The sequence below is a fragment of the Carboxydocella sp. JDF658 genome (assembly GCF_002049395.1).
GTDB lineage: Bacteria > Bacillota.
Window position 1 is genome coordinate 1 of record NZ_BDLR01000032.1, and the last position, 23,733, is coordinate 23,733.

Here is a 23,733-nt window from a genome sequence, read left to right on the forward strand (position 1 = left end):
GTATTGAATTATACTTTTACCAAGAATTATATAGATCAGTTATTGAGGGAGGTAACAAAAATGGTACATGCAACGGTAATGGCAAAAGAATCTAACAATGATCAACTTATAATCGTACATTGGCTTCCCCAGAATGTTGATTATGCTGTTGTTTTAATGGATATGGCCGAAAAAATGGTTTATAAACCATTTGATGCCTGGCTTGGCCGTATTATCAAAAACAAAACAATCAGAGCCTATCATTTAGAACATTGTCTATTACTTATTGACTATCTTGCCTGTGAGGTAGGGGTTCCAATATGGAAGCTAAACTACAAATACTTAAAAAACTTTCTATATGATTATTATCCTAAAAAAGTTATAGCAAGTTATGACCAACAAAAATATTTAATCAAATCAATTATATTGCTAATTCGATTTATGCTGAAAAAGGGTTTTAAGTTGGATGTTTCTTCAAAATTATGGTTTTTATTAGGCGAAAATAATTTTGAAAAATTCATAAGGAGTAGATGCAAAATGGGAAGAAAATTATTGACATTAAAAGAAGATCTGGAATATCTTTATGAAGTTTGGAATTTTAAACCTTCATTAGCTATTGTAGGTGGTAGCGTTGGAGATGCCAGAATAGATGGGCTGGTACAAATGGCGTCTGAAATTGGTATCAATGTTTATATTTTTGACTCTATAGAATGTTTAGAAAAACATAAAAGTGTTTGTGATAACAATTGTCAAAAGTTTATGGTGGTCAGGGAAATTCATGGAGTGAAGGAAATTGACCCAATAGAATTTATTGAGGATGTGCTTAGAGATGCTATCGGCTATTAGTCTTGCAATATTTGGTTTCTTAGCAGGGGTTTGGCTGGGAAAGCTTCAATGGAAAAAAAACAGGGAAGCTACAGCTCCGAGTTATTCTTTATACAAACCTGAAATTTATTTAGCCTATGAAACGTTACACTATTTAAGGCAAGGCCTGACTCCGGAAACAGCTCAAAAGGTTGTTGAAATTATTAAAAGAATTATTCCGGTAGATGCTGTAGCGATTACTGATACCCAGCAAATTATAGGATTTGCCGGAGCAGGCTGCAATCATCATCGTTTAGGGAAAAGTATTATTACTAACGTAACCAAGGAAGCCATTAATGCAGGTAAGGTGATGGTAATAAATAACGGTGAATTTAATTGTTCAATTAAAGATTGTTCCTGTCCCCTTAAAGCAGCGGTAATTGTACCTCTTTTTTGTGACAGCAAGGTTGTTGGTACCCTGAAATTATACCAGGTTAATAGGACTCGCATTGATGATTATCTATTGAACTTAGCCAAAGGTATCGGCCAGATCCTTAGTATTCAGATTGAACTTGCGGAAAAAGAACATCAGAAACAATTGGCGGCCAAAGCCAAGCTAGAAGCCCTGCAGGCTCAGATTAGACCTCATTTTCTGTTTAACGTTATCAACACGATTATCTATTGTAGTAGAAATGACCCGGATAAGGCTCGGGAGTTGCTAATTGAGTTCTCAAAGTTCTTCCGCAAAACATTAAAAAGTGACCAAGATTTTATCACCCTCAGCGAGGAAATTGAATATATCAAAACTTATATAACGTTAGAACAAGCTAGATTTGGTGATAGACTTAAAGTTGCCTTTAATGTGGAGTCGCATCTATTAAATCTTTTAATACCTGGACTAATTATTCAGCCCTTGGTTGAAAATGCCATCTTACATGGAGTTTCACCCCTTACCAATGGTGGAGAAGTTACAATAACTTGCAAAGAAAAGAATAAAACTTTATATGTGCTGGTTCGTGACAACGGTAAAGGAATTCCTAGAGACCGGCAAGCTAAAATACTGATTCCTACTCAAGATACTAATAACGGTTTGGCTTTAAGCAATATTGACCAACGATTAATAAGTTTGTATGGACCAAAATACCGGTTGAAAATCAAAAGCCAGGAACATCGTGGAACGATGGTATTAATTAAAATACCTTTAGGTGGTGTCAATGATGCGCGGAGTATGTGTAAAATGTCGAAATTGTATGATTCCGATGGCAGGGACTTGTCCTATCATGCACTGTGCTAAAGGATTAATTAATGGCCCTTGTGGAGGGGCTCAAAATGGCAAATGTGAAATTGATGGAGTTAAAGACTGTGTATGGTGCATGGTTATTCCCAAAGTTCAAAATAGAAGGATATCGATAACGCAGATCCTGAATCAGATTAAAGACTATTCGGTGGTGAGGACTAATGGATTTTAGAAGAAAATTATTATCAGGGCAATTCATAACAACCGTTGAATTATGTCCTCCGAGAGGGATAGATTGTTCAAAATTACTCACAACGGCTAAAAAAATTTGGGGGAAAGTTGATGCAATTAATATCACCGATAATCAAAGGGCAAGTATTAAGATTTCTCCAGTGGCTGTATGTGCCATATTACTAAAGGAAGGCATTACTCCCATATGTCAACTGACCTGTAGAGACAGAAACCGGATGGCCTTACAATCTGAGATTTTGGGAGCAGCGGCTTTAGGGGTAGAATATTTCCTTTTTATGACAGGTGATCATACATTAATCGGTGAAGACCCCAAGTCTAAATCTGTGTTTGACCTGGACTCAGTACAGCTCATGGCTACCGCTGCTCAACTTAACAATGGCTATACGTTAAACGGCAAGGTTTTGACCGGAAAACCTAATTTAATCTATGGTGGTGTAGTAAATCCCTCACTTCAGTGCAGAGAAGCCCAAATGTGGAAATTAGAGAGGAAAGTGGCCGCTGGTATCAGGTTTGTACAAACACAGGCGGTATATTCTGTTCGGGAAGTTGCTGATTTTATTGAAGATGCTAAAAGATTTAACATACGGTTTTTGGTAGGTATTATTCCTTTAAAATCAGCTGCTATGGCCAGGTATATGAACAAAAACATTCCCGGAATTAAGGTTCCGGAGAAATTCATTGATATTCTTGAAAAATCTAAAAATCCTATAAAAGAGGGATTAAGAATTGCACAAGACACCATTAATGAATTAAAAAGTATTTCTGATGGAGTTCATATTATGCCAATGGGTACAGAGGAATATTTAGAAGAATTAGTATGATTTGAAAGGAAGATTTAAAATGAAAAAGTTACGAGTACTAATCGTTGATGATGAGTACCCCGCCCGCAAGGAGTTACGATATCATTTGAGCATGTTTAACAATATTTCCATAGTTGGCGAAGCCAGTAATGCCAATGAGGCTTATCAACTGATTACCGCTCTAAATTATGATGCCGTCTTTTTAGACATAAGAATGCCAGATATGAGTGGCATTGAACTAGTTCATATATTGCAAAACATGGATAGCGCCCCCAAAATTATTTTTGTTACGGCCTATGAAGATCATGCTATCGAAGCTATTAAAGTTAAAGCTTTTGACTATCTTTTAAAACCTATTGAAAAATCCAAAGTTGAGGAGGTTATAAATCGATTATTTACAGAGTTCAGCAAGGAAGGATTTCCTTCTGGGAAATCAAATTATTTCCAAATAGTTACAGGGAAATTAAGAGGAACTATCTATCCTGTTAAGGTAGAAGATATAATTTTCTTTTACTCTGAAAAAGAGTTTGTCTATTTAAGAGTTAAACAAGGTGAAGATTTAATAACACGATTTACCATTAAAGAACTTGAGCAAAGATTGAATCCGGCTATGTTTTTTCGCCCTCACCGATGTTATATTGTCAATATTAATTACGTAAAAGAAATCCGTCCTAGTTTCCACGGTTGCTACACGCTGATTATGAAGGACAAAGATAGTACAGAAATCCCTGCAAGTAGAGGCAAATCAAAACTTTTAAAAAAGATTTTTAATATATAAATCTAAAAGCAGGCAAATTATAAAATTAACATTCTTGGAATCCTCAATAACTTATGGTTATTTGGGGTTCCAATAATGTTAATTTTCAAAAAAAACAAAATATTTTCATTTTCATTTCAGGCCTTTATTTTCTATTTTTATTTTTGCAGGAAAAACATATCAAACGTCGAATTTTAAAAGTTTAAAGGGGCGAAGTATATGAAAACAATTAAAGATATACAGCAATATTTAAAAGAATTACTTAGCCGTAATCAGGAAATACCGCTAGACATGTTAGAACTGCTGAAAGCCGATCACCGACCAGCAGTAAAAAAGCTATTGCTCAGATATATGAAAAACAGAGAAAAAAACTATTTATTACAAAAACGCTGGCATGATTTTAGGGCGTTAGAAAAACGATACCGCCAGCAAGGATTGTTGGTTGCAGGAGTGGACGAAGCCGGGCGAGGTCCGCTGGCCGGTCCAGTAGTAGCCGCTGCTGTTATTTTACCTGAAGATTGTTATTATCCTGTTTTGGATGACTCGAAAAAACTAACTGAATCTAAACGTAATCAGTTATATGAACAAATAAAACAGGATGCGATCGCCTGGGCGGTCGGAATTTCCGATGTGGCTGAAATTGAACAACTTAATATTCTAAATGCCACTAAACTGGCCATGCTAAGGGCAGTAAAAGGACTAAAAGTAGAGCCAAAAGTTTTGCTAATAGATGCTTTAACTTTAGCGGACTGGCCTGGTCATCAAGAAAGGATAATTGATGGTGATGCGTTGCATGCGTGTATTGCTGCTGCTTCGGTTATCGCCAAAGTTACAAGGGATCAAATGATGGCAGAAATAGGGAAATTGTTTCCGGAATATGGTTTCGAGCAACATAAAGGATATGGTACAGCAGCACATATTGCTGCTTTAAAAAAATATGGCCCATGCCCGCAGCATCGCTGGTCCTTTGTAAGAAAATTTTTGCTGGAGAGTGAGCGGATTGAAGCTCGACCGCTTGTTGGAAATACAGACAAAAGCTATTGATAATATCTTAAAAAACTTGAAGTTAAATATTGGAAGGCAAATTTGGGCTAAAGTTATAGATGTCAAAGGCGATGAGCTCAAGATTGCCATTGGTGATATAATTATTTTTGCGCAAAGTGAGCTCAATTTAAAGCCAGGACAAAATGTACTACTTAAGGTCAATGATATTAGAGAAAACAGGGTTTTCTTTCAGACTCTTGTTGAGTTAAACCAGAGCGAAATGTTGATATTAGATTATATTTCCAAACATAATATCCCCCAAACTGAGCGCTGGATCAAATGGTTACAACTGGCGATTAAGTTGCATGGCAGTTCTGCTGAAACATTAAAAGCTGCTGTTTTCGCAGCACGAGAAGGTTTGCCCCTTAAGAAAAAATTGTTGAATTTCCTTACTCATTGGCTTTTTTCGTCAGCAAACAATTCTGATTTCAAACCTGAATTAGGGGATTTGTTTAATATGCAAAATTGGCAGAAAAAGGATGAACCCGAACCTGGAGTCTCTTATTGGGTGTGGAAACCCTTAGCCGAAAGTAATGACACAGAGTTGCAGGCATTGGTTTGGGAAGGGGAAGCAGAAAAAGCCTTAGCTCAACAGATGAAAATTTGGCGTTTTTTAGTGCGGATTGAGCAGGCTAACAACCCTGCTTTTGTGAGCATTACTGCCACATCAGACAAAGAGATGTGGGTTAATTTTTTCAATATAAAAGGAACTATAACAGAAGAACTAAAAAATAAGCTCAACGCTTTAGGTTGGAATATAAAACGCTGGGCAGTGCTCTCGGCTGTGGATGAAATGATCGAAGAAACCGGTTTTTCTTGTGGGATAGATTTAAAAGGGTAGTGATGGAATTGAATGATAAAAAAAAGAAGATTGCGATAGCATTAGGTTATGATAGCGGTCGGGACGCAGCTCCACGAATCTTGGCTACAGGGCGTGGTCCAATAGCTGAAAAGATAATTGCTCTGGCGGAGGAAGCGGAAATTCCAGTAGTTAGCCAACCTTATCTGGCCAGAATTCTAGTCAATCAGGAGCCTGGGGAAATGATTCCAGCAGAACTATACCAGGCAGTAGCAGAAATACTTGCCTATGTCTACCGCTTGCAAAACCGATTGTGAGAAAATTTAAGAAAATTTCGGCTACTAGCAGGGATTTTACCTTAAGACGGCGAATATATCTTTTGGTGGAGGTACAAGATGAAACGCATACTAATTTACGATGCAAAACCCGGGATGATTTTAGCGCGACCGGTATATAGTCGTGATGGAGTTCTTCTTATAAAAGCAGGAAAAAAACTTACTGAAAAACTTATTAAAAGTTTATTTGATTATGCTATACCAACAGTATATATAGTTCAACCTAAACCCTGGGAAGAGATAAATATCCAGACGGCTTACGAAAAAGTTAAGGAACTTCCTGACGTTATCTCTTTTGAAACTCGTCTGGAGGCAGAGAAGCTGGTTGCAGAGTTCATGAGTGATATTAAGGCGGGACAGTTATTTAATGTGAAGAAAGCCAGAGCGGTTATTAATGAAATGATTGCACAAATTATTTCATATCCTAAAGTACTTACAAAACTCTCGGATATCAGGATATTAGATGATTATACGTTTGCCCATAGTGTGAATGTCTGTACCCTGGCTATTGCTGTAGGACATGTTATGGGATTGGAGAAGAGCGCCTTGTATGAACTTGCGATGGGTGCTCTTCTGCATGATGTGGGAAAATGTTTTATACCCGAATCCATATTGAATAAACCTGGACCTTTGACTAATGAGGAAATGAAAATTGTCAGAACTCATACGGAAAGGGGATTTCAAATTTTACGTATGCATCCCGAGATTAGTACTCTGGCTGCCAATGTAGCACGACAACATCATGAGCGAGTTAATGGCACAGGTTACCCCCAGGGGCTTTCCGAGAAACAGATACATATTTTTGCCAAGATCGTGGCTGTGGTAGATGCCTACGATGCCTTGACTGCTGACAGAGTATATAAAAATATGGTCTTACCTTATGAGGCAATTGAAGTCTTAATCGCATCATCATATCATTCTTATGATGCTGAGATAGTCAAAGCATTTGTACAGAACCTGGCGATTTACCCCATCGGCAGTATTGTCGAATTGCTTGATGGACGGCTGGCAACGGTAATTAACATTAACCGTGGTATACCTTATCGTCCGGTAGTAAAAATTATATCTGATCAGTATGGAAATACAGTATTGCGGGGCGAAATAATTGACTTAATGAAAGAACCGACAGTTTTTGTTAAAAAAGTCTTGCAATTCAAAAATGTGGAATTAATTTAGTGAAAAGAAGAACAGTATCAAGTTTGTCGAATTTTATTGACGCTGGCTTGGGCTCGGTGGCATAATTTATCTGTCTCCGAGCTAATGATAAATGGGCTAAAGAAAGGGGGGAGATTATGAGTTTACAGTTTGCGGGTATAGGTGCTATTTTGCTGGTCGCAATGGCTTTCCCTGTAATTATTTTGTTTGTATCCAGATTGCTTTCGCCAAAAAGAACAGCAAAATACAAGTACACCACTTATGAATGCGGTCTCGAAACCCAGGGAGATACCTGGATTCAGTTTAAGACAAGTTACTTCATGTACGCCTTGCTGTTTGTTGCCTTTGATGTTGAAACAGTTTTTCTATATCCCTGGGCAGTAAAATTCAAAGTGCTAGGAACCTTTGCTTTTGTTGAAATGTTTATCTTTATTGCGATTCTGATTCTGGGATTCTGGTACGCCTGGAAGGAAGGAGCATTGGAATGGATGTAAGAAATGAAATCCAAAACCCTCAGGCACTGGTTGAAAAAGGCGTTATTCTGACAACAGTTGAGGCCGTTTTCAATTGGGCCAGGGCACGCTCTTTATGGCCAATGACTTTCGGTTTGGCCTGCTGCGCTATTGAGATGATGTCAGCAGGTGGGCCTCGTTTTGATCTGGCCCGTTTTGGTTATGAGGTATTTAGGCCATCACCGCGTCAAAGTGATTTAATGATTGTAGCTGGTACGATAACAAAAAAAATGCAACCTTTGATCGAGGTGCTCTACGACCAAATGCCTGAACCCAAATGGGTAATGGCAATGGGAAGTTGTGCCATTAGTGGTGGGCCGTTTGTTGACTCCTATAGTGTTGTAAAAGGCGCAGATACCTTCTTGCCTGTAGATGTTTATGTTCCTGGTTGCCCGCCACGACCGGAGGCATTGATTTATGGGTTTCTCCAGCTCAAAGAAAAGGTGGAGAACCCTAATAAGGTGAGGTTGAAGAAATATGGCAAATAACTTTAGAGATAAAGTCCTGGCTGAACTCAACAAAAAGTTTGGGGATAAAGTCAAGGCTGTTGAAGACATTTCAGGAGACACTATTGAAGTTTCCGCTGGGATCATAGTTGACGTAATGAAGGAGCTCAGGGACAAGTTTGAGTTACCTTTGCTCGTTAATTTAACTGCAACGGAGTATGAATCCAACTTTATAATGGCTTATCAGGTCACATCGGTAAAGTCCCCTGATAAAATCAACGTAAAAGCAGTAATAGATAAGGTGAAACCTGAAATCGCCTCAATAACCAGTGTGTATCCTGCTGCTAACGTGCAGGAAAGAGAGGCCTATGATTTGATTGGGATAATTTTCAAAGGGCATCCTAACCTCAAACGAATACTACTACCCGATGATTGGGAAGGTCATCCTTTGAGGAAGGATTACAAACTGTGAGGTGTGACGATGATTAGGACACAGGAAATCACATTGAATCTGGGTCCCCAGCACCCTAGTACCCACGGCGTTTATCGCTGTGTCTTAACCCTTGATGGTGAGTACATTACTAAAGCTGAAAATCATACCGGTTATCTGCATCGAGGGTTGGAAAAACTTGCCGAAAGCAGAACATATACACAGTTTATACCCTATACTGACCGCTTAGACTACCTTTCCGGTATGTTGAATAACTGGGCCTATGTTGCTACTGTGGAAAAACTCATGGGCATAGAAGTTCCAGAACGGGCGGAATATATCAGAGTAATCGTTGGTGAATTGAGCCGTATTGCCAGTCACCTGGTTTTTGTTGGAAGTTATGCTCTTGACCTGGCGGCATTTACCGGCTGGATGTATTGCTTCCGGGACAGAGAAACCGTACTCGACTTACTGGAAATGGTAAGCGGGTCCCGAATGACATTTAGCTATATGCGGATCGGTGGGGTGGCTGAAGACCTTCCAGATGAGTTTTTCCCGGCTGTAAAAAAATTTATTGCTGAATTTCCTAAAGCTATCGAAGAGTATCATAAAGTTATTTCTGGAAACGAGATTTTGATTGCTCGTTCCAAGAACGTAGGGGTGCTTTCCAAAGAGCTGGCACTGGCTTATGGGGTGACAGGCCCTAATTTGAGAGCTAGTGGTGTACCCTATGACCTCAGGAAAGCAGAACCTTATAGTGTATATGATCGATTTGATTTTGAAGTACCTGTTCTGTACAACGGTGATAGTTATGACCGCTATATGATCAGACTACTGGAAATGGAGCAAAGCCTTAAAATTATTGAGCAAGCTTTAGATCAAATCCCAGATGGACCGATAATGGCCAAAGTACCGAAAGTGATTAAACCTCCGGCAGGAGAAGTTTATCATCGCATGGAAATTTCCAAAGGTCAATTAGGCTTTTACATTGTCAGTGATGGCTCACCTAAGCCTTATCGACTCCATATTCATTCACCTTCGTTCGTCAATCTCGGTGTATTCCCTGAAATTGTTAAAGGCTGCAATATTCAGGATGCCATTGTTGTGCTAGCTTCCATTGATATCGTTTTAGGGGAAATTGACCGCTAGGGGAAATCTGGATTGTATAGGGGAGAAGATGCATGGAAAAAAGTTTTTTTGTTGTCTTTGCCGAATGGCTTCGTCAGTGGTTTGCCAGCCTTAATTTTTCTCCCGCAGCTGTTGAAGTTTTAATGGATGTTGTTGGCGGTCTGGGCGTTATCATCTTCTGCTTGTTAAACGCACTGGTCCTGGTTTATTTAGAGCGGAAGGTCTCAAGTTTTATCCAACAACGTTACGGCCCGAACCGACTTGGGCCCAAAGGGCTGTTTCAAACCCTGGCTGATACTCTCAAGCTTTTAACAAAAGAGGATATTATTCCTGAAGCTGTTGATAAATGGGTGTTCCGGATCGCTTCTTTGTTGATTTTTGTGCCAGCAACTATGGTTTTTGCAGTAATTCCCTTTGGTGACAAAATGATTATCGCTGACTTGAATATTGGCTTGTTTTACTTTGTTTCAGTAGCTTCTGTCTCAACTATCGCCTTTTTAATGGCGGGTTGGGGCTCCAACAATAAATACTCCCTTTTGGGTGGTATGCGCAGTGTAGCTCAGATGGTTAGTTATGAAATCCCGCTGGTATTTTCACTGGTGGGTGTTGTGATGTTGACTGGCTCCTTAAAAATGTCTGATATTGTTGCTGCGCAAAAGAATATGTGGTTTATTGTACCGCAATTTATTGGTTTCTTCATCTATTTCATTGCAGGAACTGCTGAATTGAACCGCGCTCCTTTTGACTTGCCTGAAGGTGAGCAGGAACTAGTAGCAGGTCTTTATACGGAATATAGCGGTATGCGCTGGGCCTTGTTTTTCCTGGCGGAATATGCCAACCTGGTTGCGGTGAGCTCCATTGCTACTACCCTTTTCCTGGGCGGTTGGCAAGCTCCCTTTGACTTTTTGAACTTTATCCCGTCCTATGTCTGGTTCATTTTGAAAGTGTACTTTATGATTTTACTCTTTATGTGGACCCGCTGGACCTTACCTCGGATCCGGATAGATCATTTGATGAGCTTTAGCTGGAAAGTCTTGATTCCGCTATCTTTAGCCAATATATTGGTAACCGGTGTTGGTATAAAGCTCTTCCAGTGGATGGGATGGTGATTAGATGTTTGGCAAAGGTATTATGACAGGCATGGGTGTAACACTAAAACACTTTTTAAAACATTTTCGTGGTGGAGCAGTGACCGAACTATATCCTGATGTGATGCCACAGCTGGCACCCCGTTTTCATGGGGATTTTTATCTGGATGTACCCAAATGCATATCCTGTGGTCTCTGTGCCAATGCCTGTCCCAACCATGTAATTTCAGTTAAATCTGAAAAGGACGAAAACAACAAGCGTAAACTGGTGGGCTATACCATGATGGTTGAGCGCTGCCTTTTCTGTGGTTTTTGTGTAGAGGCCTGTCCGACCAATGCTCTGCGCTGGACCCAGAATTTTGAGCTTGCTGCCTACAGCAGGGAAGACGTTAATCGGGACATGTATGCTGAGTATTTCAGTAAGAACGGAGGCAATCCCGAGCAAACGGGAAATAAGGGGTGAAATTGATTAATGCAGGCACTGTTTTTCTATCTACTGTCCTTTATTACATTAGGGGCAGCGCTGGGAGTAGTTTTAAAACGCAACCTGGTACACAGCGCCCTGTTTCTCATCTTAACTTTTGCCGGAGTGGTAGGTATTTACCTCACATTGAATGCTGATTTTATCGCCTTCGTGCAGCTAATGGTCTATGTAGGTGCAGTAGCGATACTCTTTGCTTTTGGTGTTATGCTTACCAGACGGGGTGACATAAATCGTTCCAATTTGTTTAATAACCAAAAGTGGACAGCATTGATTGTTTCACTGGGGGTATTTAGCGTTCTTGCCTGGTTGTTAAATGCTACTAGCTGGGGAAATCAAGCTGCAGAAGGACCTAAAGAAACAGTCGGTCAGCTGGCAGAGCTGATGTTAACCGATTACGTGGTACCTTTTGAAATTGCGGCGGTATTATTGCTTGTTGCCATGTTAGGGGCCATCGTAATCGCGAAAGAGGTGAAAAATCAGAAATGATTACCTTACAGCATTATTTGATGTTGGCAGCCCTGCTATTTTGCATTGGCTTATATGGTGCCCTGGCAAAACGCAATGCTATTGCAGTTTTGATGGGTATAGAGCTGATGTTAAACTCCGTTAACATCAACCTCGTTGCCTTTTCCCGATTCTTAAAGCCTGAATTTCTTGACGGCCAGCTGTTTGCACTTTTTACTATAATCGTAGCTGCTGCGGAGGTTGCGGTTGGTCTGGCCCTGGTAATAGCTATCTATCGTGATCGGCTTTCTGTTGATCTGAATGATATTGACTGGCTGAAATGGTAATAAAGGTGGTGCGAAGAGCGCATGGTGCAGTTTGCAATGGAAAAAGCCTGGCTTATTCCGCTGCTACCAGCATTGGCATTTGCTATTATCGGGTTGTTAACCCTGAGATGGCAAAAGTTGAGTGCGCTGGTAGCGATCGCTGCCATTCTGACATCCTTTGTTTTAGCTGTCAGTGTGGGTATAGGGGTCTTGAATAATCCAGAATTGATTGAAAAGCCTTTAGAAATGAATGTTACCTGGTTCAGCATGGAAGGATTGAATATTAATATGGGGGTACGGATTGACCCCATATCAGCGATGATGCTTTTTGTAGTTACTCTGGTTGCTTCTTTAGTTCAAATTTATTCCCTTGGCTATATGCATGGAGATCCAGGTTTTAGTAGATTTTATGCCTATTTGTCTCTGTTTGCAGCTTCAATGCTAGGATTAGTAATATCCACTAACTTACTGCAAATGTTTGTCTTCTGGGAGCTAGTGGGATTGTGTTCCTACCTATTGATCGGATATTACTATTATAAAATTTCTGCTCGAGAAGCAGCCAAAAAAGCATTTATTACAACAAGAATTGGCGACTTTGGCATGCTTCTGGGGATCTTGTTCCTGCAAATTGTTTTTGGAACCCTGGATTTTTCACAGCTGGCAGAGGCGGTGCCGAACTACCAGCAATATGGAATTTCTCTGGCGTTGCTGAATGTAATAGCAATCCTGCTGTTTATCGGGCCTATTGGTAAATCTGGTCAATTTCCCCTGCATGTATGGTTGCCAGATGCGATGGAAGGTCCTACTCCTGTTTCAGCTCTGATTCACGCAGCTACCATGGTGGTGGCAGGGGTATATCTGGTAGGAAGAATGTTATTCCTGTATCAGACGGCAGAAGTAGCTGGTGAAGTAGTAGCCTGGGTTGGTGGCTTTACAGCCTTCTTTGCCGCAACTATCGCCCTGACTCAAACAGAGCTTAAACGGATCCTGGCATATTCGACTGTATCCCAGCTAGGGTATATGATGATGGCACTCGGAGTAGGTAGTTTGACTGCTTCCTTCTTCCATCTTTTTACTCATGCTTTCTTCAAGGCTCTGATGTTCCTGGGAGCAGGTAGTGTACTACATGCAATGCATGGTAAAGTTCACGTCTGGGATATGGGTGGTTTAAGGAAAAAAATGCCTTACACGGCCTGGACTTTTGTCATTGGCGGTCTGGCTATTGCCGGTATATTCCCATTTGCCGGTTTCTTCAGTAAGGATGAGATTTTGTTAGTGACACTGGAAAGCGGTCATACTGCTCTTTACTGGCTGGCAAGTATAACCGCTGCTATGACTGCATTCTATATGTGGCGAATGATTTTCCTGACCTTTTTTGGTCCCGAAAAGCCGGAAAATCACCCTCATGAATCTCCTTTCAGCATGTTATTGCCCCTGTTTGTTCTGGCATTTCTTTCCGTTGTGGGAGGATGGGTTGGCACTCCCTGGGGACCGGAACATGGCTGGGCTTATTGGATCCGTTCCGGAGAATATCATCATGCCGAAGCCAATTATGGCATCATGATAGTATCAACTATACTGGCTCTGGCCGGAATCGGCTTAGCTTACTTGATGTACTTGAAGCGAGTAATTTCTTACGAAAAAGTGGCTGAACGGGCTGGCTTGTTGTATAAGCTTTCCTACAACAAATATTTTATTGATGAAATCTACCTCTGGTTTAACCATACTATTGTTGATGGTCTAGGAAAGCTGTTGTACTGGTTCGATATCTATGTAATTGACGGAATTGTAAATGGTCTGGGCTTCTTTACCAGAGAACTGGGTGGCGGATTAAGATATGCTCAAACCGGACGCTTGCAAAATTATGCGCTGGTACTTTTCCTGGCGATCGTCATCATTGCCATCTATCTAGCCATGGGTAGCCCAGCCAAAGAAATGCTGGCTATGTTAGGGGGTGGCAACTGATGGGCTTGCTAACAGCATTGTTTTTAGCTCCTATAATCGGAGCACTGGTTATCGTTTTCTTACCGAAAGATGAACATAAGCTAATCAAATCAGTTGCTGCTGTAGCAACCTTTGTATCTCTGGCCCTTTCCCTTTATGTGTATTTTAGCTATGATAAGCAGGCTGGTGGACTGCAGTTCAGAGAATTTATTCCCTGGATACCTGATTTCGGCGTTAATTATTCCCTCGGTGTAGATGGAATTAGTTTGCCAATGGTATTGTTAACAGCATTGATTGGTTTTAGTGCTGTCTATGCTTCTTGGAACTATGAAAAGAGACCAAAAGAATTTTTCATTTTGCTGTTGATCCTTATCGCAGGTGTTATGGGTACCTTTGTAACCCAGGATTTGTTCATATTCTTCCTGTTTTACGAAGTGGTTGTTATCCCAATTTATATCATGGTTATCATCTGGGGTAGCACCAAGCGGGTTACTAAAGAATATGCCGGTATGAAATTGACCATATACCTGCTTATAGGTAGTGCATTCTTACTTGGTGGCTTAATCTATATGCTGGTTGAAGCCCATAATCTGACTGGAGGCAAGTGGGTATTTGAAATCAGCGAGCTGGCCAAACTTAACTTTACTCCTGAATTCCAGAGAGTAGCATTCCTGTTGATGGCATTAGGATTTACTTCTCTGTTATCGATGTGGCCCTTCCATTCCTGGTCACCTGATGGTTACGCAGGTGCACCAACTGCTGTATCCATGATCCATGCAGGCGTATTGAAAAAAATCGGTGGCTACGGTTTGATCCGGATTGGGCTCTTCATAATGCCGGAAGGAGCTAAATACTGGGCGCCGGTGATTATAGCGCTAGCAGTGGTGAACGTGGCTTATGCTGCCCTAATTGCTCTGGCACAAAAGGACTTGAAGTATGTTGTTGGTTATAGCTCTGTCAGTCACATGGGTTATGTGCTTTTAGGTGTAGCCAGCCTGAACATTATTGGTATCAATGGGGCCATTGCCAATATGTTCGCCCACGGTGTTATGTCGGCATTGTTCTTCTCCATGATCGGTTATGTATATGACAAAACCCATGTGCGCACAATGCCAGATCTGGGTGGGTTGGCCCATCAAATTCCCAAGATTGCCACTGGTTTTATGATGGCTGGTATGGCTTCCTTAGGGTTACCCGGTTTAGTCAGCTTTGTTCCTGAGTTTACTATCTTTATTGGTGTCTGGAAAGCAGCTCAGGGAAATAGTACTGTGATGGCAGGTGCTGTTATTGCTATTGCCGGGGTTATAATCACTGCACTCTACAGTCTACGCTTATTGGCCAATACCCTGTTTGGACCGCGGCGCAGTGAATATGATTGGCTACCAGATGCTAAGGGCCCGGAACTGGTTCCCCTGTATGTATTAGGTTCAGTATTGATCATTGGTGGGTTGTTCCCCTTCTTGTTAATGGATATGGTTAATAACGGTGTTGCTCCGCTGGTTGCCCAAATTAGTGATGTTATCGGCGCAGCAACAAAGATGGGGGGGAACTTTTAAATGAATTTGGATCTGTCACTATTTTCGTTAGAATTACAAACAGCTTTAATAGCTTTGGGACTAATGGTTTTAGCTATCCTGGTTCCTAAAGCGCAAACTAAGGGTTTTGGCTATGTAACCGGCATTGGCTTGCTGATAGTATTTGCTAATAGTTTTAGCCTGTATGGAACCAAAACATCTGTCCTGAATGGATTTTACCTTTTTGATGATTACGGTCTGTTTTTTAAACAGCTTGCCTTGCTTACAGGAGCTTTAATTGCTCTTGCAGCTGCCAGATATTCTGAAAAGTTACCTGTATATCGGGCAGAGTTTTATTCCCTTCTAGTCTTTGCCTGCCTGGGCATGATGACCTTGGTTTCTGCCGGGGAATTAATTGCTCTCTATTTAGGCCTGGAATTGATGACTATCAGTTTTTATGCCTTGGCAGGTATGAAAAGGGGAGACAGTGCCTCTGCCGAAGCTGGTGTAAAGTATGTACTCCTAGGCGGCATGTCATCGGCAATAATTCTTTATGGCTTAAGCATGGTATATGGTGTGACTAGAACTACTAGTTTGCAGGAAATAGTGGCCATTGCTCAAAAGCAAGGATTGGAACCTGCTTTGCTGTTAGGTTTGGTTTTCCTGGTTGCAGGTTTCGGTTTTAAAATCTCTGCTGTACCTTTCCATATGTGGTCACCTGATATCTACCAAGGGGCTCCGAGTCCGGTAACCGCTTATTTGGCCGTCGGGTCCAAGGCTGCTGCCTTTGCAGCTTTTGCCAGGATACTGTACTTTGCTCTCGCACCATATAAGATGAGCTGGATAGGGCTTTTAGCGGGACTGTCTGCTCTCTCTATGGTCATAGGTAACGTTGTGGCTATTCCGCAAACTAACCTAAAAAGAATGCTAGCTTATTCTGGTGTTGCCCAGGCTGGATATATCTTAACCGGTTTGGTTGCAGGCACAACTGCTGGTATTAAAGGCATGGCATTTTATCTGATGATCTATCTTTTTGCAACAGTCGGAGCTTTCACTGTTGCCATGGTAATGAGTATGAATGTTGGCAGCACAGAAATAAAGGATATGTCAGGTTTAAGTCAAAGGAGCCCTCTTCTAGCTGCTGTTTTAACTACCTGCTTGCTTTCTATGGCTGGGATACCTCCTCTAGCTGGTTTTGCAGGTAAACTATACTTGTTTGCTTCAGTTGTAGCTGAAGGGAAGTTGTGGTTGGCGTTAGTGGGCCTGGTAATGTCAATGGTTTCGGTATATTACTATCTGAACGTTACCAAAGCAATGTATCTAGGCGAAGCACAAGATAACACGCCCATCGCTGTGCCAGGCAATATGAAGCTAATTTTGATCGTAAGTATGGTCATAACCCTGCTTCTGGGTGTATATCCAACACCGCTGGCCAATTTAGCTGATCTTGCAGCTAAGGCTTTAATACCATAAGCTTTAAAATTTAGCCGGCCTCAGTTGAGGCCGGCTATTTTAGGTGAGAATATGAAAAAAAAGGAGCTAGGTAACTTAGGCGAAGAAATAGCGGCTCAATATTTAGCACAGCAAGGGTACAAGATAATTGCTAGAAACCTAAAACTAAAAAAGGGAGAGGTCGATATATTATGCAAAGATTCCGAAAACAACTTAGTCCTGGTTGAAGTAAAAACTTGTTCAAAATTTTCGCCTGTACCCGCTATTGAAAATATAACTAGGGTTAAAAAAAATAGATTACGTCGTCTATGGCAAGAATTGACCAGCATTTATAATTGTGATAATGGATATATAATGGCCATTGCAATATACTATGAGGGGCATGAGACTAATATAATGGCGTATATCCTTGATTAAGAAAGGATTTCAGAGAATTATGTCGAATAAAAAAATTAACCGATGATTTGCGAGGAATTACATACAGGAGGAGAAGAAGTTGGCAAAAATCAGTTTAGAGCAGTTAATAAAAGCAGTAGAGGATATACCGCCGTTACCTCTTACCGTTACAAAAGCTCTTCAGGTTATAGATAATCCTAATTCCGGTCCAAGGGACTTAGCAAATATCATTGGCTCAGACCAGGCAATGACAGTAACACTGCTAAAGTATGCCAACTCAGCATTTTATGGTCTATCAAGACGCGTAAGTACTATTAATGAAGCGATAGTAATTATGGGGTTTGCCGCAATTAGATCCCTTTTAATGAGTTTTGCCCTTTCCAAGACATTAAATCGTGAAATAAAAGGCTATGCTATGCCCCAGGGAGAAATATGGAAACATGCATTATACTGTGGCAATATTTCACGGCACATTGCCAAGAAAATTAAATATCCACAACCAGAAGAGGCATTTGTTGCAGGGCTTATACATGATATAGGAAAAGTAGTATTAAATGAATTTATTTTTGAAGATTACCAACAAGTTCTACAAAAAGTAGAAACGGAACAAAAGCCTTTTGTGGAAGTAGAAAAGGAAATATTGGGTTATAGCCACGCAGAAGCTGGGGCGCTTTTAGGCGAGAAGTGGAAACTGCCTCAGAATATTGTTGAGACCATTGCCTATCACCATCAGCCTAAGGATCATACTAATAAATTGGTTCATATAGTTCATTTGGCTGATGCTCTGTGTCTGATGTTAGGGATAGGTTTGGGCATAGATGGACTATATTATTCTATAAATGAGACATCTTTGCAGCTTTTAAATTTGAAGTCTGAGCAAGTCGAACTGCTAATTGCAGAGATTGATGGTAATGCAGAAATTCCTCTCCCGTAGGTTCGAATTTTTTTTTCGAACCTTTTTTGTTTCTCAAGCAGGAAATTTCAAGCTAGTGTAGAACATAAGTTCTTGGGAGGGGAAGAAAAAATGTTCGTTAAAGTTAAAAGTGTCGGTATATATGGTTTGGATATTTATCCGTTATTGGTGGAGGTGGATGTTCAACGGGGATTGCCAAGTTTTGAAATTGTAGGTCTGCCAGATAAAGCAGTAAAAGAAGCCAGGGAGAGAGTGCGAAGTGCCATTAAAAATTGTGGTTGGCAGTTCCCATTGGCAAGAATTACAGTTAACCTATCACCAGCCAGTATAAAAAAAGCTGGGCCCTTTTATGATTTACCCATAGCAATAGGAATTTTACTGGCTTCACAACAGCTTTGCTTGCCAGAAAAAGTTCTAGAGCAGACCTATTTTATGGGGGAATTGTCCCTGAATGGAGAAATAAGACAGGTGAAAGGAATTTATGCTGCCGCTCTCATGTTGTCTGAACTGGAAAATAATTGCTATTTATGCTCAGCTGTGAAGAGTGCTGTTGAAGCCAGTGCTGCGGGAATTATTTTTTATGGTTTAACCACTCTAAAAGATCTAATAGACCTAAGCGAAAATAAATTGAGGCCAAAGAAAATTTTGCCGTCATTTTCAACATCTCTAAATAATCCGGACAACGGTTTATTTGAAGAGATCTATGGTCAGGAGCAGGCAAAATATGCTGTTCAAATTGCTGCTGCGGGAGGCCATCATTTACTTCTACAGGGACCACCAGGAGTTGGTAAAACTATGCTAGCCAGATTATTAGCGCAATTGTTACCACCACTGACTACTCATGAACAAAAGGAAGTTAATCGTATTTATAGTCTTGCCGGTATTGAAAGAACTTTCTTAGATAATTGCCGTCCTTTTCGAGCTCCTCATCATACCGCCAGTAAAGCAATAATTATTGGTAGTCCCAGAAGGCAGATGCCTGGAGAAATTACTTTAGCTCATCGAGGAGTATTATTTTTGGATGAAATTGCTGAATTCTCTAGAGATGTGCTGGAATCTTTACGGCAACCGCTAGAAGAAGGAAAAATTAGCCTTGGTCTGGTTCAGCAGAAACTGGAATTTCCGTCGGTTTTTCAGCTAGTAGCGGCAATGAACCAATGTCCATGTGGAAAAGATAAGACCGAGTGTAAGTGTTCGCCAGCTCAGGTCGAAAGATATCGATATAAATTATCAGGTCCCATTCTAGATAGAATTGATCTAAAGGTTGAGCTTTTTCGTCCAACCTATAAAGAAATAAAATCAACATCAGTTTTTAATAAAGGTAAAGTAAAACAGCAAATTGTCCATGCGAAGGAAATACAAATGAAAAGATATGGTGTTAGACATCTTAATAATGCTAATGTTTCTCTAAGCATTTTTCGTGAAAAAGCGGAGATTTCTGAATCAGCTCTGGAGTTGCTGGATTACGCTTATGAAAAATTTAAGATGACAATGCGCAGTTATTGGCGTGTTTTTCGAGTAGCCCGGACTATTGCAGATTTGGCAGATAGCTTACTAATCAAGGAAGAGCATATGGCAATAGCATTACAGTATAGAATTTTAAACGAAAATAACTGAAGATTATGGCATTTACCTTTATCACCTGCATATAATATTAGGGGGTGAAGGTAAATGCGAACTGGTTTTAAAGTCAAGAGAAAATCCTATGGGATGGATGTGGTTTTTCGGGTTATTCATATTTGCCAATATGAGCGCATTGCTATTCTTGAGGCTGAAGATAGTGACAAAAAGTTTTTCGCTGATGCCCCGTTAGAAGATTTAGTAATCATATAGCTAACTGAACCTGTCGTTGACAGGTTTTAATTTTTTAAAAGGAATTGTAAATCATATGTCGAATAAAAATTTGTATAAAGCTGAGAGGAGGGAAAGGATGCAGGAGTTACGTAAAATGCGGATCTGGTTTGTGTCAGTAACAGCTATATTTGTCGGAGCTTTTGAATATATCCGTCATTACCCTTTACATGAAACATTGGAAGAAATATTTCCCGGGTGGCAGGAAAACTTTTTTTCTGTACTATTCTTAATGATTGGAGTAATGTTATTATCCAACCATATTTTCGTAAAATTAAAAAAGGTAAGTGAAAGTTTGAGCAAAATCGTTCAGACTTCACCTGATGCCATTATTTTTATTGACGGTAACCAGAAAATAGATATGTTAAATCCAGCTGCGTTAAAAATGCTTGGGATTGATGATAATAAGCAGGTGCAGCTAAAAATTCATTGTTCGAATATTTTAAACTGTCAAAATGAGAAAAAAGAGAAGTTGTGTAACTCAGAGGAATGCCCTTTTAACTGTACGAAGAACAGTGAAAATCGCATATGTAGAAAAGAGATATATATTAGCGACTCAAATGGAATAAATATTCCAGTGGAAGTAAGCTGTGCTAAACTGAAAGAAGATAAAGTATTTAATGGTTGTGTTTTTATTATTAGAGACATGAGAGATCGAAAACGCAAAGAGGCCTTAGAAAAACAGCGAATTAGTGAAAAAGCCATTGCTGAAGAGCGCTATCGTCTTGCCCGAGAAATTCATGATGGTTTGGCGCAAGGATTAGGATATTTGAATTTGAAAATGAGAACATTAATTGAGACTTGTAGAAAACAAGGATATAATTCTATACTGAGTGAGATGGAAGAATTGATTGCTATAATCAGTGATCTATATCAGGAAACCAGGCTTGCAATCAGAAATTTAAATAGCACAAAACTAATAACTAACGGACTTAATTCATATATTGAAAGTTATCTTTCCAATTTTGCCAGACAGCAAAATATTATGGTAGACTATAAGTGGGTTTCCTCAGGAATAATTAATAATGCTGAAACGGAAATGCATATATTAAGAATTGTTCAAGAAGCATTAAACAATATCCGTAAGCATTCCGGTGCAACGGAAGTAAAGATACTATTAGAAGAAAATGATGGCCACTGGCTCTTAGAAATATATGATAATGGTTGTGGTTTTGAGATAGAAAAAGTGGATCGAGATAAGCATTTTGGACTAAATAATATGATAGACAGAGCTAAAATCATTAAGGCTGATTTTCAAATTTATTCAGGAGAGCAGGGAACCACTATAAAGTTGATCATACCTAAACTAAGCCAGGAGGGCGACTTTGATGGAAAAAATTTTGAAAATACTGCTGGTTGATGATCACAACCTTTTCCGCAGAGGAATCAAAAGTATTATTGAATCCCATCCCGCTTTAAAGGTAATTGGAGAGGCAAGTAATGGTAAGGATGCAATTAAAAAAGCCCATGAACTAAAGCCGGATCTAATATTGATGGATATTAATATGCCAGAAATGAATGGTCTTGAAGCCACAAAAGTTCTTATTGCTCAAAATGTTGCTGCAAAAATAATAATCCTTACTGTCGAGGAAGAAGATGAAATTCTCTTTGATGCGATAAAACATGGTGCTAGTGGATATTTGCTAAAAAATCTTGAACCTGAACAGTTAATAAATTATTTATTAGAGACAAGTAACGGAATTGTGCCTATATCTCCACACCTGGCAACCAAGATTATACATGAATTTGCGCGCTTATCCCAGTACAGACAGGAGCATAAAGGGGATAATGAATCTACCGAGCCCAGGAAAGAGTTATCTTTAAGGGAAAAAGAGGTTTTAAGAATGGTGGCACAAGGTTATACAAATAAAGAAATAGGTGCTGCTCTATGTATCTCAGAGAATACAGTCCGCAATCATTTGAGAAATATCCTGGAAAAGTTACACCTGGAAAATAGAGTACAAGCTGCAGCCTTTGCTACCAGGGAAGGGTTAATTTAATTTAGTCCAACCAGACCAGCGAGAAGCTGGTCTTTTGGTTTTTTTGGACGAATGTCAATTTTCTGAATAGTATTATTTTGGTCGTAAATTAGTCTATTTCGGCCATGTAGTTTTTCGACCACTATTGTTAAAATTTTTTTAGAGACATAAAAATTCAGAATATTACGTACCATCAAAGGGAAGGAGTGGGTGAATGGAGACATTATTGTTGATATTAATGTTAGCCATATCTATCCTGATTAGCTGGATTTTAGTTGGACGTAAGGAACCTGAAGCCGGATCAATGAAGAAATATTTATTTCTGGCTATTGGCTATGGTGTTGCTAATGGTGCTATCTTTGCTGGAGCAATAGCTCTTATTAATTTATTGCAATACCATACACTGAAATGAGGAGGATTGTAATGGAAGAACAAAAGGAAATTTTTCATGCTGAAGTAAGTGACGAAATGGACGAAATCAGTCGCCGTAAGTTTTTAATAACCATGCTCGGTTTAACAGGGTCAGCAATTGCTTTGAGTCTGGCCACCCCATTAGCTGGATATGCATTAGCTCCGGCGATGAAGAAAGAGAAAGTGGAATTTATCGAGATAGGGAGTATCGCAAATTTCAAGACAGGGGAACCAATTAAAGTGGATTTCGAATTCACAAAGAAGGATGGCTGGGTAGAAACCAAACAAAAACGCTCGGTGTGGGTAGTAAAAAAAGATGAAAATAATATAACTGTATTTTCGCCTAACTGTACCCACCTGGGATGCGGATACAACTGGGACGCAGCCAGCAAACAATTCAAGTGTCCTTGCCATGGGGCAGTATTCAGTATGGATGGTGAAATAGTTGCGGGACCTCCCCCACGCCCATTAGATCGCTATGAAACTAAAATTGCTGATGGTAAATTGCTAATTGGGAAGCTAATCCAGGCTGAGGAGGCTTAAAACAGGTGATGACAGAAAGAATATATAACTGGATAGACGAAAGGCTACAAATCAAAGATCAAATCAAGGAAATACTGGATCATCCTGTTCCTCCACACGTGAACTTTTTATACTGTTTTGGAGGAATAACCTTTGTTTTAATTATGTTGCAGGTGATCACCGGTATTTTCCTGACTATGTATTATGTACCATCTCCTGACCACGCCTATGCTAGTGTTGAGTATATAAGTAAGGAAGTGGCTTTCGGCCGGCTAATTCGAGGAATGCATCGTATTGGTAGTTCTGGAGTTGTCATAATGGTAGTTGTACATCTCTTGCGAGTTTATTTCCACGGGGCTTACAAAAAGCCGCGGGAACTGAACTGGATGGTGGGTGTTGGGTTACTGCTCATCGTCCTAACTTTTGGGTTTACAGGTTACCTGTTGCCCTGGGACCAGAAAGCTTACTGGGCTACTGTGGTTGGAACTAAAATGGCTGGTTCAGTTCCAGTTATTGGCGAATTTGTTCTGAAGGCGCTGAGAGGCGGCAATGACCTGGGAGCGGTAACTCTGACACGCTTTTATTCACTGCATATCTGGTTCTTGCCCGGGGTTCTCTTTGCATTACTGGGGGCTCATTTCTTTATGATTAGAAAACAAGGGATTTCCGGTCCCCTATAAGATTCCAGTTTAAGGAGGCAGAAGAATGGCTGATCTAAAACAACACGGGAA

General features: G+C 40.1%; 29 protein-coding genes. All 29 read left to right on the forward strand.

The features are described from left to right. Positions 1-825, forward strand: an 825-nt coding sequence (locus tag JDF658_RS06015) for a hypothetical protein (RefSeq protein ID WP_207651240.1), incomplete at its 5' end; no start/stop codon positions are given. Next, positions 809-2,077: a histidine kinase gene (locus JDF658_RS06020; protein WP_159446575.1), complete on the forward strand. Its 1,269-nt coding sequence runs from the start codon at positions 809-811 to the stop codon at positions 2,075-2,077. The genes JDF658_RS06015 and JDF658_RS06020, both read left to right, overlap by 17 nt. Continuing rightward, positions 2,043-2,252, forward strand: coding sequence for a methylenetetrahydrofolate reductase C-terminal domain-containing protein (locus JDF658_RS15020; RefSeq protein WP_375804193.1), 210 nt, complete (start codon positions 2,043-2,045; stop codon positions 2,250-2,252). The genes JDF658_RS06020 and JDF658_RS15020 overlap by 35 nt, the downstream gene beginning before the upstream one ends. After that, a complete protein-coding gene (locus tag JDF658_RS06030; protein WP_078664344.1) occupies positions 2,242-3,093 on the forward strand; it encodes a methylenetetrahydrofolate reductase in 852 nt (283 codons plus the stop codon). Before JDF658_RS15020 ends, JDF658_RS06030 begins: the two co-directional genes overlap by 11 nt. Before the next feature lie 19 nt (positions 3,094-3,112). Continuing rightward, positions 3,113-3,850, forward strand: coding sequence for a LytTR family DNA-binding domain-containing protein (locus JDF658_RS06035; RefSeq protein WP_079906816.1), 738 nt, complete (start codon positions 3,113-3,115; stop codon positions 3,848-3,850). 198 nt (positions 3,851-4,048) lie between these two features. Then, complete coding sequence (locus tag JDF658_RS06040) at positions 4,049-4,873, forward strand: ribonuclease HII (protein ID WP_078664346.1); 825 nt, start codon at positions 4,049-4,051, stop codon at positions 4,871-4,873. Next, complete coding sequence (locus tag JDF658_RS06045; RefSeq protein WP_079906818.1) at positions 4,830-5,714, forward strand: hypothetical protein; 885 nt, start codon at positions 4,830-4,832, stop codon at positions 5,712-5,714. The genes JDF658_RS06040 and JDF658_RS06045 overlap by 44 nt, the downstream gene beginning before the upstream one ends. 8 nt (positions 5,715-5,722) lie before the next feature. Then, entirely contained in the window at positions 5,723-5,989 is a 267-nt protein-coding gene (locus tag JDF658_RS06050) for an EscU/YscU/HrcU family type III secretion system export apparatus switch protein (RefSeq protein WP_375804192.1), read from the forward strand. A 78-nt stretch (positions 5,990-6,067) separates the two neighbouring features. Further along, complete coding sequence (locus JDF658_RS06055; RefSeq protein WP_079906819.1) at positions 6,068-7,183, forward strand: HD-GYP domain-containing protein; 1,116 nt, start codon at positions 6,068-6,070, stop codon at positions 7,181-7,183. Between the two features lie 116 nt (positions 7,184-7,299). Next, positions 7,300-7,656 (forward strand): NADH-quinone oxidoreductase subunit A, encoded by a 357-nt coding sequence (locus JDF658_RS06060; RefSeq protein ID WP_079906821.1) that lies wholly within the window; start codon positions 7,300-7,302, stop codon positions 7,654-7,656. Then, positions 7,647-8,162, forward strand: a complete 516-nt coding sequence (locus JDF658_RS06065; RefSeq protein WP_079906823.1) for an NADH-quinone oxidoreductase subunit B — start codon at positions 7,647-7,649, stop codon at positions 8,160-8,162. The genes JDF658_RS06060 and JDF658_RS06065 overlap by 10 nt, the downstream gene beginning before the upstream one ends. After that, positions 8,152-8,592, forward strand: coding sequence for an NADH-quinone oxidoreductase subunit C (locus tag JDF658_RS06070; protein ID WP_078664352.1), 441 nt, complete (start codon positions 8,152-8,154; stop codon positions 8,590-8,592). The genes JDF658_RS06065 and JDF658_RS06070 overlap by 11 nt, the downstream gene beginning before the upstream one ends. Positions 8,593-8,601: 9 nt before the next feature. Next, the gene (locus tag JDF658_RS06075; RefSeq protein WP_079906824.1) at positions 8,602-9,699 is read left to right on the forward strand and encodes an NADH-quinone oxidoreductase subunit D; all 1,098 of its coding nucleotides are present in this window, start codon (positions 8,602-8,604) and stop codon (positions 9,697-9,699) included. A 32-nt stretch (positions 9,700-9,731) separates the two neighbouring features. Beyond that, positions 9,732-10,787, forward strand: coding sequence for an NADH-quinone oxidoreductase subunit NuoH (nuoH, locus tag JDF658_RS06080; protein WP_079906826.1), 1,056 nt, complete (start codon positions 9,732-9,734; stop codon positions 10,785-10,787). 4 nt (positions 10,788-10,791) lie between these two features. Then, a complete protein-coding gene (locus JDF658_RS06085) occupies positions 10,792-11,229 on the forward strand; it encodes an NADH-quinone oxidoreductase subunit I (protein WP_078664355.1) in 438 nt (145 codons plus the stop codon). Between the two features lie 9 nt (positions 11,230-11,238). Next, positions 11,239-11,736: an NADH-quinone oxidoreductase subunit J gene (locus JDF658_RS06090; protein WP_078664356.1), complete on the forward strand. Its 498-nt coding sequence runs from the start codon at positions 11,239-11,241 to the stop codon at positions 11,734-11,736. Next, positions 11,733-12,041: an NADH-quinone oxidoreductase subunit NuoK gene (gene nuoK, locus JDF658_RS06095; RefSeq protein ID WP_078664357.1), complete on the forward strand. Its 309-nt coding sequence runs from the start codon at positions 11,733-11,735 to the stop codon at positions 12,039-12,041. The genes JDF658_RS06090 and nuoK overlap by 4 nt, the downstream gene beginning before the upstream one ends. Before the next feature lie 21 nt (positions 12,042-12,062). After that, entirely contained in the window at positions 12,063-13,985 is a 1,923-nt protein-coding gene (gene nuoL / locus JDF658_RS06100) for an NADH-quinone oxidoreductase subunit L (RefSeq protein WP_079906828.1), read from the forward strand. Continuing rightward, positions 13,985-15,520, forward strand: coding sequence for a NuoM family protein (locus JDF658_RS06105; RefSeq protein ID WP_078664359.1), 1,536 nt, complete (start codon positions 13,985-13,987; stop codon positions 15,518-15,520). The genes nuoL and JDF658_RS06105 overlap by 1 nt, the downstream gene beginning before the upstream one ends. After that, positions 15,521-16,951, forward strand: coding sequence for an NADH-quinone oxidoreductase subunit N (locus JDF658_RS06110; protein WP_078664360.1), 1,431 nt, complete (start codon positions 15,521-15,523; stop codon positions 16,949-16,951). A 51-nt stretch (positions 16,952-17,002) separates the two neighbouring features. Next, entirely contained in the window at positions 17,003-17,347 is a 345-nt protein-coding gene (locus tag JDF658_RS06115; RefSeq protein ID WP_078664361.1) for a YraN family protein, read from the forward strand. Between the two features lie 79 nt (positions 17,348-17,426). Beyond that, the gene (locus JDF658_RS06120) at positions 17,427-18,260 is read left to right on the forward strand and encodes an HDOD domain-containing protein (protein WP_159071863.1); all 834 of its coding nucleotides are present in this window, start codon (positions 17,427-17,429) and stop codon (positions 18,258-18,260) included. Between the two features lie 90 nt (positions 18,261-18,350). Next, positions 18,351-19,856, forward strand: a complete 1,506-nt coding sequence (locus JDF658_RS06125) for a YifB family Mg chelatase-like AAA ATPase (protein WP_079906829.1) — start codon at positions 18,351-18,353, stop codon at positions 19,854-19,856. 54 nt (positions 19,857-19,910) lie between these two features. After that, the gene (locus JDF658_RS06130) at positions 19,911-20,072 is read left to right on the forward strand and encodes a sporulation peptidase YabG (protein ID WP_078664364.1); all 162 of its coding nucleotides are present in this window, start codon (positions 19,911-19,913) and stop codon (positions 20,070-20,072) included. A 97-nt stretch (positions 20,073-20,169) separates the two neighbouring features. Continuing rightward, positions 20,170-21,450 carry a histidine kinase gene (locus JDF658_RS06135; protein ID WP_159446576.1) on the forward strand — a complete coding sequence of 427 codons (1,281 nt, stop codon included), beginning with the start codon at positions 20,170-20,172 and terminating at the stop codon, positions 21,448-21,450. Continuing rightward, positions 21,419-22,090 (forward strand): response regulator transcription factor, encoded by a 672-nt coding sequence (locus tag JDF658_RS06140; RefSeq protein WP_079906833.1) that lies wholly within the window; start codon positions 21,419-21,421, stop codon positions 22,088-22,090. Before JDF658_RS06135 ends, JDF658_RS06140 begins: the two co-directional genes overlap by 32 nt. 193 nt (positions 22,091-22,283) lie before the next feature. Then, complete coding sequence (locus tag JDF658_RS06145) at positions 22,284-22,481, forward strand: hypothetical protein (RefSeq protein WP_078664367.1); 198 nt, start codon at positions 22,284-22,286, stop codon at positions 22,479-22,481. Between the two features lie 11 nt (positions 22,482-22,492). Further along, positions 22,493-23,023, forward strand: a complete 531-nt coding sequence (locus JDF658_RS06150; protein ID WP_159446577.1) for a ubiquinol-cytochrome c reductase iron-sulfur subunit — start codon at positions 22,493-22,495, stop codon at positions 23,021-23,023. Between the two features lie 8 nt (positions 23,024-23,031). Next, positions 23,032-23,682 carry a cytochrome b N-terminal domain-containing protein gene (locus JDF658_RS06155; protein WP_078664369.1) on the forward strand — a complete coding sequence of 217 codons (651 nt, stop codon included), beginning with the start codon at positions 23,032-23,034 and terminating at the stop codon, positions 23,680-23,682. The last annotated feature ends 51 nt before the right edge of the window (positions 23,683-23,733 follow it).